Genomic DNA, 19,379 nt, shown 5'->3' with positions numbered 1-19,379 from the left:
AAACATAAAAGACTAGGTTAAGGGAGGAAGAATAGATGAAAAAAACAAAGATAGTATGCACTATAGGGCCAGCATCAGAGTCTGAAAATGTTCTTAAAGAGTTATTTGTAAATGGGTTAAATGTATGTAGACTTAACTTTTCCCATGGGAGCCACGAAGAACATAAAAGAAGAATAGATAACATAAAAAAAGTTAGAGAAGAACTGAATATGCCTATAGGGATCATGCTAGATACAAAGGGACCAGAAATAAGACTAGGAGATTTTAAGGAAGGGACTATAGAAATAGAAGAAGGAGACATATTTACTTTAACTACTAGAGATATAGTAGGAGATAAAAGTATTGTGTCTGTTTCTTATGTAGGACTGCCTAATGATATCGAGAAAGAAAGCAGAATTTTAATAGATGATGGATTAGTGGAACTGAAAGTATTAGAGATAATAGATGGTACGGATATAAAATGTATAGCATTAAATAATGGTACATTAAAGAATCATAAAGGTGTAAATGTACCTAATGTGAAAATCAATTTACCGGCAATTACTAAAAAGGATATAGATGATATATTATTTGGTATTGAAAATGGAATTGATTTCATTGCTGCTTCCTTTGTTAGAAAGGCATCTGATGTTATAGAAATAAGAAAGATATTAGAAGAGAATAATGCGGATTTTATAGAAATAATTTCAAAGATAGAGAACCAAGAAGGTGTAGATAATATTGATGAAATACTTGCTGCATCTGATGGAATAATGGTGGCTAGGGGTGATTTGGGTGTAGAGATACAAACAGAAGAGATGCCTCTTGTACAAAAAGAACTGATTAAGAAATCGAATCTAGTAGGAAAACCTGTAATTACGGCTACTCAAATGTTAGATTCCATGATGAGAAATCCAAGACCTACAAGGGCTGAAGTAACAGATGTTGCAAATGCTATTCTTGATGGAAGTAGTGCTATTATGTTATCTGGAGAAACAGCAGCTGGCAAATACCCTATTGAATCAGTAAAGACCATGTACAATATTGCCATAAGAACTGAGGAGTCATTAGATTATGGTGAGATATTAAAATCCAAGGTTGCTATAACGGAAGTGTCTACAACTAATGCTATAGGAAAGGCTACCTGTACTACAGCTATGGATTTAGGCGCATCTGCCATAATTACAGCAACGTCATCAGGTTATACATCTAAAGCTATATCTAAATTTAGACCAAAATCACCTATAATAGCTGCAACAACCACAGAATCTGTTATGAGGAGATTATCTTTAGTATGGGGTGTTTACCCAGTGCTATCACCTTATAGCAATTCCACAGATGATGTAATAGAATTATCTATTCAATCAGCAGTAGATAAAGGATATATAAAAGAAGGAGATTTAGTTGTTATAACAGCAGGAATTCCTGTAGGTACTTCTGGATCTACTAATCTTATAAAGGTACACACCATAGGTAAGGTACTATTGAAGGGAATGGGAATTGGTAAAGATTCCACATTAGGTAGAGTTTGTATTGCAAATAATGGGGAAGAATTGATGAAAAAATTTAGAGATGGGGATGTTATAGTTAGTAAAGATACTGATAGAGAAATGGTGAAATTTATGGAAAAGGCTTCAGCTATTATAACAGAACAAGGAGGACTTACATCTCATGCTGCTATTGTAGGATTGAATCTCAATAAACCAACTATAGTAGGTGCACAGGATGCCACAACTATATTAGAGGATGGGGAAATAGTTACAGTAGACAGTACAACAGGTCTTATATACAAAGGTGAAGCAAGGGTTCTATAAGGAGGTACCGTAGTGGAAAGAAGAATACTAGGAAGAACTAATCTTGAAGTATCTGTAATTGGATTCGGAGGAATTCCAATACAAAGAGTAGACAATGAAATGGCAGTTAAGCTTATTGAAGAATCATGCAATAGAGGTATAAACTTTATAGATACCGCAAGGGGATATAATGAATCTGAAAGTTTAATAGGTGAAGCATTAGAAAAAGTGGGTAGAGATAAATTTGTCCTAGCTACAAAGTCCATGAAAAGAGATTATGATGGAATGCTTCAAGAATTAAGTATTAGTTTAAAAGATCTTAGAACTAATTATATAGATTTATATCAGTTTCATAATGTTAGGAGTCTTGAAGAATTAGATTTTATTTTGAGTGAAAATGGAGCCCTTAAGGCTCTAAAAGAAGCAAAGGAAAAGGGCATAATAAAAGAGATAGGTATAACATCTCATAGTCCAGAAATTTTAGATAAGGCTATAGATACAGGAGAATTTGCAACTATACAATGTCCATATAATCCTGTTGAACGCCAGGCAGAGGAAGTATTTAAAAAAGCTAAGGAAATGAATATTGGAGTAATAGTTATGAAACCATTGGCAGGAGGTGCCATTACCAATGGAGAATTGTCCCTTAGATTTATAGCGGACAATCCTAATATATCTGTTGCTATTCCTGGAATGGATACATTAGAACAAGTAAGCTCTAATGCACTAGTAGGTATTGATAAAAGGAAATTAACAGATGAAGAAGAGAAAAAATTATTTGAAGAAGCAAATTCATTAGGTTCTCAGTTTTGTAGGAGATGTGGATATTGTTTACCTTGCCCTCAAAATATAGATATACCAGTACAATTTTTAATGGAAGGCTATTATACTAGATATAATTTGAAAGAATGGGCGAAGTCAAGATATGATGCAATGGAAAGAAGAGCAGTACATTGTGTAGAGTGTGGGCTTTGTGAAGGTAGATGTCCTTATAATCTTCCAATAAGAAAGATGCTTAAAAATGTAGTGAAGAAGTTAGGATAGGTACAGTATGCTTATTGCTATAGTATGACTTAAGGAATAACTAAAAAGAGGGCAAATAGCCCTCTTTTTAGTTATTAATTTTTTTTATTTGCTTATTTTGTCTATAACAAATATAATAATACTTAATAATAACTTTAAGTAAGGAGTATGACTATGAGTGATAGTAAATTAGACACAGATAATATATATGAAATATTAAAAAATAGAATTATACATCTTGAGTATGAACCAGGTCAAGTTTTAAATGAGGTAGATGTAGCGGAGGAATTTAATATTAGCAGAACACCTATTAGAAGGGTATTTCAGCTATTACATGGAGATAAACTTCTAAATATTGTTCCTAGATTCGGTGCTCAAGTTACTCCTATTGATTTTAAGCAGATGAAATATATCTTTGAAGTTACAAGGGAGTTAGATCCATTTGCAGCTAGACTTGCTGTTGAAAGAATAAGTGATGACAAACTTATTGAGTTGGAAGAAATAATATCTAGGCTCAAGAATTATGATATAAGCAAAGATTACCAAAATGCTATTAATGATGATGAGCGATTTCATAATATTATATTCTCATCCTGTGGAAACCCATGGTTACAGGACATATTAACATCCTTGCATTATCATACAGAAAGATTATGGCATTATTGTGAGCAGTATTTTGATAGTATTGATCTCTTTAGTCATACTTTAGGAAAGGTATTGGAGGGAATAAAGGAGAAGGATTCCGACAAAGCAGAAAAATATGCAAGAGAGCATATAGATGAATTTGTTCTCAAGATAAAAAAAGAAATGTTATAAAAAATTTTTAAAAGCCCTAATTTTAGATGATTTGAGTCATCTGAAATTAGGGCTTTTGATGTTTTTTGAAACTTTCTTAATAATTTTATTAAAATACACTTGAAATACAAAGCAAAAACATATAGAATGTATTTAAGAAACAAATGAAAAACATTTAACAAACTGAATTAACAAAGAAAGGAAGTGGAAAAAATGTCAATTTTTAATGAAAACTCAAAAGTTATCATTATTGGAGACAGAGATGGTATACCAGGACCAGCTATGGAAGAATGTATAAAGACCACTCCAGCAGAAGTAGTATTTTCAGCAACAGAATGTTTTGTCTGAACGGCTGCAGGTGCAATGGACTTAGAGAATCAAAAAAGGGTTAAAGATTTAACTGAAAAATACGGTGCAGAAAACATGATCGTATTAATTGGTGGTGCAGAAGCTGAATCAGCAGGATTAGCAGCTGAAACGGTTACGGCAGGAGACCCAACTTTTGCAGGTCCATTAGCAGGAGTTCCGTTGGGACTTAAAGTGTATCATGCAGTAGAGCCAGAGTTCAAAGAATCAGTAAATGCTGATGTATATGATGAGCAAATTGGTATGATGGAAATGGTTCTGGATGTTGATTCAATTATTGAAGAAGTTAAAGCTATGAGAGATGAATTTACAAAATTTTAACAATGGATCTAGAAAACAATAAGATTTCTATGATGATATGGGAGGAGGGAAACTTATGATAAGTAAGATAAATTATCAAATTGTGACTAATAATCCGACTGTAAAAAACAATTATGAAGAAGTAATCTTTATTGAAGGTAGCTTTGAAGATGTGTTATTTAAAGTCAGAGATTTAGTTCATACAGGTTTCGAACTTATTAATCATCCTCTAGGAGCAAGTAGTAGAATGTTTTTTTCTCCATATCGTTCAATCATAATTGGTGAGAAGTCACAAAAAGTAAATGATATTTATATAGAAACCATTGAAAACAGCATAGAAAACTATAAAAAACATATGAACATCAGGAAACCAGATATGGTAAATGGTGAAGATTATGCTTTAATTGACAGTGAACTTTTAAAGTCATCATTAGAAGAATTTAAAAGGATTTATAATTAAAAATTACAAATAAAATGGAGGTGACTTTCCTTGAAACTTGAACTTAGAAGAATCCATATTAAAGACATCCAGTTAGGAAATGAAACAACTGTAAAAAATGGAGTTCTAACAGTAAACAAAGAGGAATTGATCAATAAGCTTAAAGAAGATGACAGAATTAAAGATGTTAAGCTTGATGTGGCGAGACCTGGAGAAAAGGTAAGAATTATTCCAGTAAAAGACGTTATTGAGCCTAGAGTGAAAATCGAGGGAGATGGAAATGGTTTCCCAGGAGTATCTACAAAAATGGCTCAATTAGGTGATGGAAAAGTAAATGTACTTTATGGTGCAGCTATAGTAACAGTTGGTGATATTGTAGGGTTCCAAGAGGGTGTAATTGATATGTGGGGTGAAGGAGCAAAATGGACTCCATTTTCACAGACTTTCAACCTAGTAGTTGATATTATACCTGTGGAAGGATTAGCTCCACATGTTCACGAAACAACTGTTAGATTGGCAGGATTAAAAGCTGCTGAGTTTGTAGGAGAAGCTGGAAGAAATGTAGAACCAGATGAGGTATTAGTATATGAAATGGGAAGCCATGCTGAAGAATCCAAAAAATATTCAGACCTACCAAAGGTAGCTTATGTAGAAATGCTTATCTCTCAAGGATTATTACATGATGGATATATCTATGGTGTGAATAGTCAATTGATATTACCAACCCTTCTACATCCAAACGAGGAATTAGATGGAGCAGTAATCAGTGGTAACTGTGTTGCAGCATGTGATAAGATAACTACTTATCAACATCAAAATAATTCAGCAATCCTTGATTTATATGCACAGCATGGAAAAACTATAAACTTCCTAGGTGTAATACTTACACCAGAATTGACTACACTTGAAGGTAAATTTAGAACCTGTGATTACACAGCAAAATTATGTAAGGGCTTAGGAGCAGATGGAGTTATTATATCTGAAGAAGGCTATGGTAATCCAGACTCTGACTTATTAATGATTTGTAAGAGATTAGAAGATGCAGGTATAAAGACAGTATTAATAACTGATGAATGCTCAGGCTGGGATGGAATGAGCCAACCATTAGCAGATACAGCAAAAGAAGCAGTAGCAGTAGTATCTACAGGAAATGTTAGCCATGTAGTTACATTACCACCAGCAGATAAGGTAATCGGAAGTGACAAGGCAATAGCAACTTTAGCCGGAGGATGGGAAGGATGTTTGGAGGCTGATGGAAGTTTGAAATGTGAGTTAAATGCAGTAATAGGAGCAACTTCAGAAATTGGATATCACAACTGTACGGTTAAATTATATTAATTAGCTTGGAAAGGAGGAGGAAATATGAAATTCAAAGTATTATATTATGTTAATCAATTCTTTGGTCAAATAGGTGGAGAAGAAAAGGCCGGAATGGCGCCAATTTTTAAGAACGAAAATATTGGACCAGCATTAGGATTTAATAGTCTTCTTGGAGAAGAAGGAGAAGTGATTGGAACATTAATTTGTGGTGATAATTACTTTAATGAAAATAAAGAAGAAGCATTAGAATATATAATGAAAGTAATAAAAGAACAAAATCCAGATATGGTTGTGGCAGGACCGGCCTTCAATGCAGGGAGATATGGAATGGCTTGTGCTGGAGTTGCTAATGCTGTAATAGATGAGTTAGGAATTCCTGTAGTTACAGGTATGTATATAGAAAATCCAGGTCTAGATGTGTGTAGATCTAAGGCTTTAGTAGTAAATGTAACAGATTCAGCTGCTGGTATGCGTAGTGCACTACCTGTAATGGCTAAATTAACAACTAAATTAATGAAAAATGAAGAAATAGGTCTTCCAGAGGAAGAAGGATATATCTCCCAAGGTAAGAGACTTACTGTTTTCTCAGATAAAAGAGGTTCTCAAAGAGCAGTAGAGATGCTGCTAGCTCGTTTAAATAGTGAACCTTTTGAAACAGAATTACCAATGCCAGTATTTGATAAGGTAGAACCAGCATCAGCTATTAAAGATTTAAGTAAGGCAACAATTGCTCTAGTAACTAGTGGCGGTATGGTTCCACACGGTAATCCAGATAGAATTCAATCAGCTAGTGCTCAAAAATGGGGCAAATATGATGTAAGTGGAAGAGATGCATTAACTGGAGAATATTGTACAATTCATGGTGGATTTGATCCTGTATATGCTAATGAGATTCCAGATAGAGTAGCACCACTTGATATGCTAAAAGAATATCAAAAAGAAGGCATTATAGGTAATGTGTTTCAGTATTTCTATACTACTACAGGTACAGGAACATCTGTTGGAAATGCTATAAAATTTGGTACTGAAATAGGAAAAGAGTTAAAAGAAGCAGGAGTAGATGGAGTTATACTAACATCAACCTGAGGCACCTGTACACGTTGCGGTGCAACAATGGTAAAAGAAATCGAAAGATATGGTATACCAATAGTTCATATGTCTACTATAACTACAATCTCTGAATCGGTCGGAGCTAACAGAATTGTTCCAACCATTGCAATTCCTTATCCAGTTGGAAATCCAAATCTTCCAAAGGAAGAAGAATACAAATTAAGAAAGAAAATGGTTGAAAGGGCTCTAAAAGCACTAAGTACAGAAATAACTGAAGTAACTCAGTTTTAATGAGAATTTCCATTATTAAATTAATAAAGGGGCTGTATTTAGCCCCTTTTTCCTAAGATAAACCAAGTAAGTTACTATTAACAATGATAGGAGATGGTAATTATGGAAAAACAGCAAATAAGCTGGGGAAGAGTTATGACGTACGCAGGCGCATTTATTGCATTTTTAATAGGCTCAGGATTTGCAACAGGGCAGGAGGTACTACAATATTTTAGTTCCTATGGTTATCTAGGAATATTAGGAGTAGTAGTAGTGTTTTTATTATTCCTTTATGTGGGTATTGATTTTGTAACTGTAGGCCAAAAACATAAATTTCCTAAGGGAAGTGATGTATATAAATATTATTGTGGGAATATAATTGGAAGTTTTTATGATTATTTTTCTATTGCTTTTATATATATGTCATTTATAGTTATGATAGGAGGAGCAGGTGCAACTGTAAATCAGCAATATGGACTTCCAACATTTGCTGGAGGAATAATGATGGGAATATTAGCAGCAGGAACAGTAATATTTGGCTTAGGAAAGATAGTAGATGTAATAGGGAAAATAGGACCAGCTATAATTTTCCTAACAATTATTCTAGGAATATCTGCTATAGTAAAAAATCCACAGGGATTAGCTTCAGCAAATGAAATAATACCACAGCTTAATTTATTGAAGGCATCCTCTAATTGGTTTTATGCGGCGGCTTCGTATGTAGGGTTTTGTATGCTATGGCTGGCTGGATTTATGACATCCATGGGTGCATCTAGTAAGAGCAGAAAAGAATCTGTTCTTGGAGTGACCTTTGGTGCTGTAGGATTTAGTGTAGCATTGGCAATCATTACTCTAGGTATCCTTGCAAATATTGAACAATTAGCTGGCTCAATGGTACCATCATTAATATTAGCTGGAAATATAAATTCAACATTAGCTATAATATTTTCATTTATAGTGGTAGCTGGTATATATACAACAGCAGTTCCACTTTTATGGCAAGTTGTTGCCAGATTTTCAGAAGAAAAGACCAATAAATTTAGAATACTAACAGTAGTATTGGCTGCAATCGGTGTATTTATTGGTTTAAAAGTTCCGTTTGATAGATTAGTAAATATAATATATGTAATAAACGGCTATGTAGGTATTATCCTATTAGGATTCATGTTAGTGAAAACCATAAGGGTTAGGGTAGCCGATAAACAACAATTAATTAAGTGAGCAAACTCAATTTGAGTACTCAATAGATTCACAAGGAAATCCTTTCCCCATAAGGACTCCTTCCTCTTAAAATATTTTAGCAAGATATTTTATAAGTTTCGGGTATTTAAAATTTTATGACACATGGTAATATAAGTTAGACAGATGACGTCTAACTTATATTATTTTTGCATATTTTAATTTTACTACTTCTCTTTTTCATATAAAATGATATAATAGATTTATGTTTAGTGACCCGAAATATATAATAAGGTGGTAGAATATGAATAAACAAAATAAAACAGAAATGATATTAAAGGGAAGTATATATAAAGTACTTATTACACTCTCTATACCAATTATGATTAATAGTCTTATCCAGACATTATACAATCTAGTAGATGGATTATATGTAAGCATGATATCTTCAGTTCATTTTGCAGCCACAGCTTTTGTATGGCCAGTAAACTTCCTATTTATATCATTAGGAATTGGCTTATCTATAGCAGGTACTTCACTTTTATCCCAGCTAATAGGTGGAGATAAAATAAAAGAAGCAAAAGAATATTCTACCCAACTAATGGCAGTTACATTATTAGCCTCAATAGTGTTTACAATTATGGGATATATCATAAGCCCAACAATTATCAGATTAATGGGTGCTACTGGTGATTTAGCTGAACTAGGAAATATTTACTTGAGAATTACATTTCTAGATATGCCTTTTATGTTTCTATTCTTTAATATCAACTCAATGATGAATGCACAAGGAGATACAATAACTCCTACTGTACTTAGTGGTATTTCTGCAATTATAAATGTAATCTTAGACCCTATATTTATTTTTACTTTTGATATGGGTATAGCAGGAGCAGCATGGGCTACATTAATATCTAGAGCCATTTTAGCTGTAGTTGGATTTATGATGTTATTTAGTGAGAAGAATAAGATTAGACCAAACTTTAGAGGATTTAAATTTAATGGAGAAATAATTAAAGAAATAGTTACAGTAGGTTTACCTTCTACAATTGGGCAATCAGGAGCATCCTTAGGATTTATAGTACTAAATGGATTTATTGGTTCATATGGAACAGCTACTATAGCAGCATATGCTATGGTTAACAGAATAACCTCATTAGTAATGCAGCCAGCTATGGGATTAGGATCTGCACTGACTGCAATAGTTGGGCAAAATATGGGTGCAAATCAAATAGATAGAGTAAAGGAAGCATTTCACAAGGCTTTGAAACTTACTATCATCATAGGATCTGTGGGATGTATACTGTTAATAGTATTTGATAACCCTATTATCAATTTCTTTATGCAGTCAAAGGATGATCCTTCTGTTATAGAACTAAGTTTGACATATTTATTTTATATATCATTATCTATGCCGTTGATGGGAATATTTAGCGTATTACAAGGATTATTCCAAGGTTCTGGAAATACTAAATATTCCATGGCTATGGAAGTAGGCAGACTTTGGTTTGTGAGACTTCCAATGATATTGATATTTAAACATCTTACAAACTGGGGATCTTCAGGTATATGGTTCTCTATGAGCTTTAGTAACCTTATTGTTTGCTTATATGGTTACTGGATATATAGAGGAAATGGATGGCAAAAAAGGGTAATAAAATTAGATGATGAATGCCAAGGTGAAGGAACTCTTGGAATAGTTGAATAAAATAATGATAAGAGCGGAGAATTAATTCTCCGTTTTTGTAATTAGGTTATTGATAATTTTGTAATAATTCTTTTATTTGTGTGTTAATATAGAGGAAGAAATAGTTCACTTACATTATAATAAAAGAGGGATAATATGTGTACAGGTATAAAAATAAATTATGAAGATGGTTGTGTTATGGGTAGGACAATGGATTATGAAGTTCCTTTAAATTACAATATAATCTATTTGCCAAAAAGGTATGAGTTTTGTAATGATTTAATGGGAAAGCCTTTGTATTCAAAGTATAAGACATTAGGTATATGTTTTGAAAATCGAGATCCATTGAAAGACGGTATAAATGAGCATGGATTAATGGGAATTACCAATGCTTTTTCAGGGTTCAATCTTTATGCTAATCAAAGTAAATCAGAAAAGATTAATATTTCTAGTCTGAATTACTTGACATATGCCCTTACAAACTACAAATCTGTAGAGGAATTAATTGAGGATTTACCAAATATTCATATGTCTACTAAAGATCACATGGGGGAAAATGTAATATCACCAGATTTTCATTTTATGTTTGCCGATTCTACTAAAAGGTGCATTATTATTGAACCTAGAAAAGGGGAATTGATATATTATGAGAATCCATATGATGTAATGACCAATTCACCAGGCTTTGAATTTCATGTTAGAAGACTGAAGCAAATTTTAGATTTAGACAATCTTGTAGATTTTAACTCTGCTAAAAATTTGCCAGGAGGTTATGACCCTATTTCTAGGTTTATTAAAGCATTTTATCTAACTAAAATGAATGTTAAGTCCAATAGTTCAAAAGAGGCACTTTCATATTCTTATAATATAATGGCTGCAATGACTATGCCAAATGGATTTGTTAGAAACGAAAAGTATAATTATACTACTTATACTAGATATATTTGTTCCTATGATTCAAAACATAAACTACTAACTGTAAAATCTAACACTAATCCAACGGTTTATCAGTTAGGATTTGAAGACATAGAAGATAAGGATAAAAGACAAGCGTTTTTTTAGATACAGATTTTATCGTAGAAAAGTTAAAATAGCAAAGATTGGGAAATCTGTAATATATAATTTATGTAATTGACAATTTTTACAAAATAATATAGACTAGATTTAAGTGGTACGAACCACTATTGTAAATAGGGTGGTAATATATATGAAAATTATAGATAAACAAAATAAAATGCCTTTATATTTTCAGCTCATGGATATTATTATAAATATGATTGAAGAAGGTAATCTTAGAGAAAATGATCAATTGCCATCTGAAAGAGAGCTATGTGATATTTATGATATAAGTCGTTCTACAGTTAGACAAGCTATTCAGGAGTTAGAAAAAGAAGGTTATATTTACAAGCTTCATGGTAAAGGTACTTTTGTTTCACCTAAGATGTTTAAACAAAATTTATTAAAGTTTTATAGTTTTACAGAAGAGATGAAAAAAGCTGGTAAAATACCATCATCTAAGGTTCTAGATTTCCAGATTATTAGTTGCAGTGAGAAGCTAAGTAAAAAGATGAATCTAAATATTGGTGAAAAAATATATGTATTCACTAGACTTAGGCTTGCAGATAATGAGCCAATGATGTTAGAAATCAGCTATGTACCTTACACTAAGTTTTCAGGTTTGACTCAAGAACTATTGGAAGGAAATCCTATGTATGATATATTTGCAAAGATGTACAACATATCCATCACATCAGCAGAAGAGGTCTTTCGATCGGTTCTTACTAGAATAGATGAAGCAGAACTGCTTAAATATACTTCTGGATTACCTAGTATGATGATAGAGAGGACAACCTATGATAATGAAGATGTAGTTGAATATACAAGAAGTATTGCAAGAGGAGATAAATTTAAATATTCTATATTGCTGGAAAAATAAATTTTTAAAAATAGTGGTAATGACAACATGATGACACTACAATACCACTATTAAAAAAGATTAGGAGGGTGATAAAATGTTTGGATCTAGCGTTCATGATTGGAAAGAATTAAAGGGAATTAGTACAGCTACAGAGATATTTAGGCAGCCAGAACTTTGGTTAGAGACATTAAAGATTGTTGAGTTTCAGAGAGAAAAGATTGATAAATTCATTACCGAAAATTTAATTAAGGAAAATATTAGAGTTATTTTTACAGGGGCAGGTACTTCTGCTTATATAGGTGATATTGTTTCGTCTCAATTAAATAAAGGCAAAACTTATATTTTTGAATCAATACCTAGTACTGATATCGTAGTTAATCCAGAGACCTATTTCAAGAAGAATATTCCTACCTTGTTGGTCTCCTTTGCAAGATCTGGAAATAGTCCTGAAAGTATTGCAGTATATGATTTGGCTAATAAATTAATAGATGATGTCAGCCATGTTTTCATTACCTGTAACAAAGATGGAAAATTAGCTGAAATAGCTCAGAATAAAGAAAATGTACTACTGCTCATGATGCCTGAAGAATCTAATGATAAGGGATTTGCAATGACTAGTAGTTTTTCTTGTATGACTCTTGCAGCGGTATTGGTTTTTAATATTAAAGCTTTCGAGGAAAAAAAGAAACAGGTCATGGAAATGGTAGAAATAGGTGATGATGTTCTAAAAAATCAATTTAGTAAGCTGAATAAATTAATAGATTATGATTTTGAAAGAGTAGTATATCTAGGGTCTGGAAGTTTTTATGGCTTATCGAAGGAAAGTTCTCTGAAGCTTTTAGAGCTGACTAGAGGTCAAATAACATCATTTAGTGAAACGATTTTAGGATTTAGACATGGTCCTAAATCAATTTTAAATGATAAGACCTTAGTATTTATCTTTTTATCACTTGATGAATATTCAAGAAAATATGATTTAGATCTATTGAATGAAATATATCATGATTTAGGAGATCATAAAGTCATTGCGATTTCAAACAATTATCTAAAAGAGGTTGAGGAATTATCAGATCATTATATTTATTTAAGTAAGGAAAAAAATAATATTAATGACGATGAGTTTGCAGCATTGCTGTATGCATTATTTGCTCAGGTACTGGCTCTGAAGGTTTCAATCAAAACAAAGATAGAACCTGATAACCCTAGTCCAAGTGGGTTAGTTAATAGAGTTGTTAAGGGTGTAAATATCTATGAATATAATTAACAGTTAACAATTAACATTTGTTAGGATCAGTCTTTGGGATCTTTTTAGTGACTGCAGATCGCTTCCTTAATTGTTAATTGCAATATATTTGAGGAGGGTCAATATGGATAGAATAAGAGTTGCTTTAATAGGAGCTGGACAACGTGGAAAGGATGTTTATGGAAATTATGGGTTGAAATATCCGCAAAACATTGAATTCATAGCTGTTGCAGAGCCTAATGATTTGAAACGAAAGGAGTTTTGTGAGAAACATAATATACTTCCTGAGAATGAATTTAAAACATGGGAAGAGCTGCTGACAAAGGATAAATTTTGTGATGCTGTAATCATTGCAACTCCTGATAACACTCATTTTCAGCCTGCATCACAGGCATTAAGAAAGGGTTATCATATTTTATTGGAAAAGCCTATGTCTAATAATCCGGCAGAATGTATTGAGTTAGGAAGATTGGCAGAAGAAAATAACAAAGTATTTATGATATGTCATGTACTGCGATATACCCCCTTTTATTCTACCTTAAAAGCAATTATAGAAGAAGGAGAAATAGGGGATATGATGACTATTCAACATAATGAAAATATTGGATACTTGCATTTTGCTCATAGCTTTGTAAGAGGAAACTGGAGGAATTCGGAGCTATCCAGCCCCTTAATATTACAAAAATCCTGCCATGACTTAGACATTTTATTGTGGTTAGTGGGAAGCAATTGCACAAGAATTACTTCATTTGGTGAGTTGAGCTATTTTAAATCAGAAAGAAAACCTAAAGAGGCTGGGAGTAGATGCCTTAGCTGTAAAATTGAAAATGAATGTCCTTATTCAGCAAAAAAATTATATTATAAGAATATAGGAGGATGGCCTACAACTGTAATTACAGAGACTCAAACTGTGGAATCAATTGATAAAGCTTTGGAGGAAGGCCCTTATGGCAGATGTGTTTTTGAATGTGACAATAATGTTATGGATCATCAATCTACTATACTTGAATTTGAAAATGGAGTCACAGTAAATTTTAACTTATCAGCATTTACAAATAAAGTCCATAGAACTATAAAAATAATGGGTACTAAAGGTGTAATTCGTGGTGATGACAGTATGAACGAAATTGAAGTACAGTTATTTGCATCTAATGAAAAAAGAGTTATCAACCCACAAGTAGTAGCTGGAGGTCATGGTGGCGGAGATACAGGTATAATGGGGGATTTTCTATCATTGATTAAATCAAATAAAGGTAAAGCTCTAACCTCTGCTAAGGCTTCTGTTGAGAGTCATATAATGGCATTTGCAGCAGAGGAGTCAAGATTAAACAAAACTGTAGTTGATATGAAAGATTACTATAACAAATTTTAATAGACAAGATTTATAATGATAGGGGGAGTTTTCTTGATATTTCTAGGTATAGATGGTGGTGGAACTAGAACAGAGTTTATAATTATAGATGAAAATGGAAAGATTTTGGGACATACTACCAAGGCCACTTGTCATTATAAACAGACATCTTTACAAAACTTTAAGGAAATTATAATTGACGGTGTAAATGAAGTATGTAGGAAAGCAGATACTACAATATCACAAATTGATTATTCCTTTATAGGAATACCGGGCTATGGAGAAATATTGGATGATGCAGAAAAAATGGATTTAATTATAAATGATATTTTTAAGCAGAATTCTTTTGAATGTGCTAATGACGCTGTAGCAGCATGGGCAGGGTCATTAGCCTGTAAACCAGGCATAAATATAGTAGCGGGTACTGGTGCAATAGGATTTGGTATGAATAAAAACGGTAAATTGCATAGAGCTGGAGGATGGGGATATTTCTGCGGTGATGAGGGTTCTGCATATTGGTTAGGAAAGAAGACTATAGAGATATTCTCAAAGGAAGCTGATGGCAGACTGGAAAAAACACAATTATATGATATATTTAAGTCTAAACTTAATATCAAAAATGATTTTGATTTAATAGATTTAATCTATACTACATATGAGATGAAAAGGGACAAGATTGCAGAACTAGCTATAATACTACATGAAGCCGCTGAGGTAGGAGATAAATTTGCAATAGATGTATTTTCCCAATCAGCCTATGAGCATTATCTTACAACTAAAGCTTTAATAGAAAAACTGGATTTCTTATTAGAAGAAAAGGTATTAGTATCCTATTCAGGAGGAGTTTTCAATTCAGGGATATATATATTAGAGCCATTAAAATCATATTTAGATAACTTGAATATGAATATAGAATTGATAAACCCAATATTAACACCTGTAGCTGGTGCTGCATTATATGCTTATAAAATTTTCACACGGGAAGATAATCTTAAAATTGTTAAAGCTCTAAGGGAAGAAGAAATAAAATGGAAAATAAGATATTGATATATAATCGATATTTTATGATTTTATTATTATTAAAGTAAAAAAATAGATCATTAATCTTACTAAAAGGATGGAAGAAGCAATGGATATTATATCAACTAAAGAAATTTTATTAGATGCAAAGAGAAATAAATATGCTGTACCAGCATTTAATATACATAATTTAGAGACTATACAGGCTGTATTAGAAGGAGCCACGGAGTTAAAATCACCTGTAATAATAGCGACTACTCCTGGAACTGTGAATTATGCCGGATTAGAATATCTGGTGTCAATACTTAAAGCAGGGGCTAAAAAGACGAATATTCCCGTGGCACTACATTTAGACCATTGTTCAGATGAGGATTTCATAAAAAAATGCATCAATGCAGGATATAAATCTGTTATGATAGATGCATCCATGGAAAGCTTTGAAAGAAATATTCATATTACAAGAAGAATAGTAGAATTCGCTCATAAGCAAAGGGTTACTGTGGAGGCTGAATTAGGAAGAGTTGGAGGACAGGAGGATAATAGAATTATAGATGATAAAGATGCTTTGCTGACAGATCCTAATATGGCTTTAGAATTTGCAGATAAGACTGCTATAGATTCTCTAGCTGTGGCTATAGGTACTGCCCACGGAGTATATAAGTTAGAGCCTAAATTAGATTTTGATAGACTAGAAAGAATTAATGAAATAATAGATATTCCCCTGGTGCTTCACGGAGCGTCAGGAGTAGGAGATGGAGATATAATTGAGGTGGTTAAAAATGGTATATGCAAGGTAAATATAGCTACTGAAATTAAAATATCCTTTGCCGAAGAAATTAAGAGATATTTCAATCAAAATCCAACTGCTAACGATCCTCGAGATTACTTAACTCCCGCTAAAAGTGCTGCAAAAAAGGTAGTTATGGATAAAATTAGGATTTGTGGGAGTGAAAATAGAGTATAAGTAGTTGATAGGAGGAATATATGTGATATTAACAATTACTTTAAATCCTTCCATTGATAGAAGATACAATATAGATAAGATTGAAAAAGGGAAGATTTTTAGAACGGATAATTATCAATATACAATTGGTGGAAAGGGTTTGAATGTGACAAAGGTAATAAAGACTCTAGATGAGCCGGTAATAGCAACTGGATTCTTAGGGGGAAGCAGTGGAGATTATATAGATAAAGGCTTGAATAATATGGATATTTCACATAGGTTTATAAAAATTGATGAAGAAACTAGATCTTGTTTAGCTGTTATTTGCAGTGATGGAAACCAAATGGAAATATTAGAAAGAGGACCATCTATATCAGAAGATGAGATTGCTGAATTTCTAAATTTATATGAAAAATTATTAGAAAAAGCAGATATTATTTGTGCCTCAGGAAGTATACCCTATGGTGTACCATTGGAAATATATGGAGATATGATTAATCTTGCAAAGAAAAAGGATAAAAAATTTATATTAGATACTAGCGGAGAGGCTTTAAGATTTGGTATTGATGCGGGGCCCTATCTAGTAAAGCCTAATAAAAAAGAGCTGGAGGATTTAACTGGTATAAAGATTGATTCTAATGAACAATTAATTAGAGCAGCTAAAGATTTGTCAAATGAGGATATTGAAATAGTAGTTGTATCATTAGGGGAAGAGGGGGCTATGGCAGTTCACAAGGATGATGTATATAAAGTCATAATACCTAGTATTAGAGCATTAAATCCTATAGGTTCAGGAGATTCTATGATTGCTGGATTTGCTGTAGCTATAAACAGAAACTATGATTTTGAAACCATGCTAAAGGTTGGAGCAGCTTGCGGTACTGCAAATGCGATGGAAAGTGAAACTGGTAAAGTGAATAAAAATAATGTAGATAGAATAATGGAGAAAATATTGATAGAAAAATTAACGTAAAATCAGATGAAGATTGTCAAAGTGAAGTTTTTTTCTAGCTCTCTTATTTGTGCATTAATAGAGAGGAAAAAATAGTTCGCTTACATTATACTTGATTGTAAAGGAGAGAAGAGGATGGAATGGATAGAGCGATTAAATAGTGCCATAAGTTACATTGAAGAACATTTAGAAGATGAAGTTAATTATGAACAGATTGCAAAGATTGCTTGCTGTTCTACATTTCATTTTCAAAGAATGTTTTCCTATATAGCAAATGTACCTCTTGCAGAATATATTCGTCGTAGACGTATGACAATGGCAGCTGTTGATTTGCAAAATAGTAATGATAAAGTCATTGATATTGCTTTGAGATATGGATATAATTCTCCTACTGCATTTAACCGTGCTTTTCAAAGCGTACATGGAATTACACCATCGCAGGCAAGAGTAAAAGGTGCATTAATCAAAGCATTCCCTCCAATTAGCTTCAAAATAACAATTAAGGGAGATGTGGAGATGAACTATAGAATTGAACAGAGAGATAGTTTTAGAATCATTGGAGTAGCACAACCTTTATATAAGGAGATTGAGAAAAACTTTGAGATTGTTCCACAAATGTGGCAAAGGGTAGCAGAGAACGGAACTGTGGAAAAGCTTGTTTCCATGATGAATTCTGAGCCCATGGGTGTACTTGGAGTAAGTGCATGTAACGAAGAAGAAAATTGGAAGTATTATATTGCTGTTGCAAGTGATAAGCCTATTGATAAAGAGTTTGAAGAATATATTGTTCCTGCATTAACTTGGGCAATTTTTTATGGAGAAGGTACTATGCCATATTCTATACAAGAACTTGAAAAGAGAATTGTAACTGAATGGCTTCCTACATCAGGCTATGAATATGCCAATGGACCTGATATTGAAGTATATCTATCACCAGATCCGCAAGATGCAAAGTTTGAAGTATGGATACCTGTTATAAAAAAACATAATTAATACAGGTAATTAAATAGAAAATAGGAGGACGGTAAGAGTAAAATCTTGCCGTTTTTTATGTTATTTTAGTTATATTAGATGAAAGTGTAGACAGTTGCATCTTAAGTTCACATAAAGTATACTAATTTAAGAAGGGGGATTGCTTTATGAGAAGATATGTTATTTTTGCATAGCATTGGCTATTGCAATTTAATTGAAAAATTTAATTTGCCATATAGCCATTGCTATTCCTAAAAGAATATTATTTTAGGAGGGCAAAATGAGCTATAAGAGAGCAGAAGATATTCTGCCAGCAGAAATTATTGAATTAATTCATAATTACGTTGATGGAGAATATATATACATTCCTAGAAAAGATAATAATAGACGAGAATGGGGAGAGAGAACCAATATTCGTAGGGAATTAGATGCACGAAATCAACAAATATATGCTGATTATCAGCAAGGACATAAAATTATGGAATTAGCTAAGAAATACTTTTTATCTGAAAAGAGTATACAGCGTATTATCCTTAAAATGAAAAAAACAATTAGAGAATAATAAGTCAATGCACTTTAAGTGTATTGGCTTATTCTTTTTTATGAAAAGAGTTTAAGGTAGAAACGTAGCATAAAAGGAATTAAAATAGATTTTGGAAATAGAACAAAATTTAAGGAGGAAAAAGTATGGGTACACCTTTTTATTTTGCATAGTTAAGGCTATTGCAAATAAACAATATAATGTAATAGCCTTTTGAATATCTCTCATAAACAAAGGA

The 19,379-nt window shown here is 32.5% G+C and carries 18 protein-coding genes; all 18 read left to right on the top strand.

The features are described 5' to 3' along the window. The first annotated feature begins 35 nt into the window (after positions 1-35). Positions 36-1,793, top strand: a complete 1,758-nt coding sequence (pyk, locus tag KQI38_RS06345; protein ID WP_216557070.1) for a pyruvate kinase — start codon at positions 36-38, stop codon at positions 1,791-1,793. A 12-nt stretch (positions 1,794-1,805) separates the two neighbouring features. Next, positions 1,806-2,816, top strand: coding sequence for an aldo/keto reductase (locus KQI38_RS22595; RefSeq protein WP_216557067.1), 1,011 nt, complete (start codon positions 1,806-1,808; stop codon positions 2,814-2,816). A gap of 153 nt (positions 2,817-2,969) precedes the next feature. Next, positions 2,970-3,611: a GntR family transcriptional regulator gene (locus tag KQI38_RS06335; RefSeq protein ID WP_094900949.1), complete on the top strand. Its 642-nt coding sequence runs from the start codon at positions 2,970-2,972 to the stop codon at positions 3,609-3,611. Between the two features lie 192 nt (positions 3,612-3,803). Continuing rightward, the gene (gene grdA, locus KQI38_RS06325) at positions 3,804-4,277 is read left to right on the top strand and encodes a glycine/sarcosine/betaine reductase complex selenoprotein A (protein ID WP_094900950.1); all 474 of its coding nucleotides are present in this window, start codon (positions 3,804-3,806) and stop codon (positions 4,275-4,277) included. Positions 4,278-4,332: 55 nt separating this feature from the next. After that, complete coding sequence (locus tag KQI38_RS06320) at positions 4,333-4,716, top strand: GrdX family protein (RefSeq protein WP_216557065.1); 384 nt, start codon at positions 4,333-4,335, stop codon at positions 4,714-4,716. Positions 4,717-4,746: 30 nt separating this feature from the next. Further along, on the top strand, positions 4,747-6,033 hold the full coding sequence (locus KQI38_RS06315) for a glycine/sarcosine/betaine reductase component B subunit (protein ID WP_216557062.1): 1,287 nt from the start codon (positions 4,747-4,749) through the stop codon (positions 6,031-6,033). A gap of 24 nt (positions 6,034-6,057) precedes the next feature. After that, positions 6,058-7,356, top strand: coding sequence for a glycine reductase complex selenoprotein B (gene grdB, locus KQI38_RS06310; RefSeq protein WP_246565644.1), 1,299 nt, complete (start codon positions 6,058-6,060; stop codon positions 7,354-7,356). Between the two features lie 102 nt (positions 7,357-7,458). After that, positions 7,459-8,556 (top strand): YkvI family membrane protein, encoded by a 1,098-nt coding sequence (locus tag KQI38_RS06300; protein ID WP_216557056.1) that lies wholly within the window; start codon positions 7,459-7,461, stop codon positions 8,554-8,556. Between the two features lie 262 nt (positions 8,557-8,818). Further along, positions 8,819-10,222 carry an MATE family efflux transporter gene (locus tag KQI38_RS06295; RefSeq protein WP_216557053.1) on the top strand — a complete coding sequence of 468 codons (1,404 nt, stop codon included), beginning with the start codon at positions 8,819-8,821 and terminating at the stop codon, positions 10,220-10,222. A gap of 135 nt (positions 10,223-10,357) precedes the next feature. After that, positions 10,358-11,263, top strand: coding sequence for a linear amide C-N hydrolase (locus KQI38_RS06290; RefSeq protein WP_246565642.1), 906 nt, complete (start codon positions 10,358-10,360; stop codon positions 11,261-11,263). Between the two features lie 145 nt (positions 11,264-11,408). Continuing rightward, positions 11,409-12,137, top strand: a complete 729-nt coding sequence (locus tag KQI38_RS06285) for a GntR family transcriptional regulator (protein WP_216557051.1) — start codon at positions 11,409-11,411, stop codon at positions 12,135-12,137. 76 nt (positions 12,138-12,213) lie between these two features. Then, positions 12,214-13,383, top strand: coding sequence for an SIS domain-containing protein (locus KQI38_RS06280; protein ID WP_216557047.1), 1,170 nt, complete (start codon positions 12,214-12,216; stop codon positions 13,381-13,383). Positions 13,384-13,486: 103 nt separating this feature from the next. After that, the gene (locus KQI38_RS06275) at positions 13,487-14,734 is read left to right on the top strand and encodes a Gfo/Idh/MocA family protein (RefSeq protein WP_216557044.1); all 1,248 of its coding nucleotides are present in this window, start codon (positions 13,487-13,489) and stop codon (positions 14,732-14,734) included. A 33-nt stretch (positions 14,735-14,767) separates the two neighbouring features. After that, entirely contained in the window at positions 14,768-15,760 is a 993-nt protein-coding gene (locus tag KQI38_RS06270; protein WP_216557041.1) for a BadF/BadG/BcrA/BcrD ATPase family protein, read from the top strand. An 82-nt stretch (positions 15,761-15,842) separates the two neighbouring features. After that, complete coding sequence (gatY, locus tag KQI38_RS06265; protein ID WP_094900966.1) at positions 15,843-16,697, top strand: tagatose-bisphosphate aldolase subunit GatY; 855 nt, start codon at positions 15,843-15,845, stop codon at positions 16,695-16,697. Between the two features lie 22 nt (positions 16,698-16,719). Beyond that, positions 16,720-17,649, top strand: coding sequence for a 1-phosphofructokinase (pfkB, locus tag KQI38_RS06260; protein ID WP_094900968.1), 930 nt, complete (start codon positions 16,720-16,722; stop codon positions 17,647-17,649). Between the two features lie 114 nt (positions 17,650-17,763). Next, positions 17,764-18,621 (top strand): AraC family transcriptional regulator, encoded by an 858-nt coding sequence (locus KQI38_RS06255; RefSeq protein ID WP_216557038.1) that lies wholly within the window; start codon positions 17,764-17,766, stop codon positions 18,619-18,621. Positions 18,622-18,880: 259 nt separating this feature from the next. Further along, positions 18,881-19,162, top strand: a complete 282-nt coding sequence (locus KQI38_RS06250; protein ID WP_094900972.1) for a CD3324 family protein — start codon at positions 18,881-18,883, stop codon at positions 19,160-19,162. Positions 19,163-19,379 lie beyond the last annotated feature (217 nt).

The sequence above is a fragment of the Tissierella carlieri genome, assembly GCF_018917285.1.
Classification (GTDB): Bacteria; Bacillota; Clostridia; order Tissierellales; family Tissierellaceae; genus Tissierella; species Tissierella carlieri.
The sequence above is the reverse complement of the archived record's forward strand: the minus strand, read 5'-3'. Positions and strand labels throughout refer to the sequence as shown.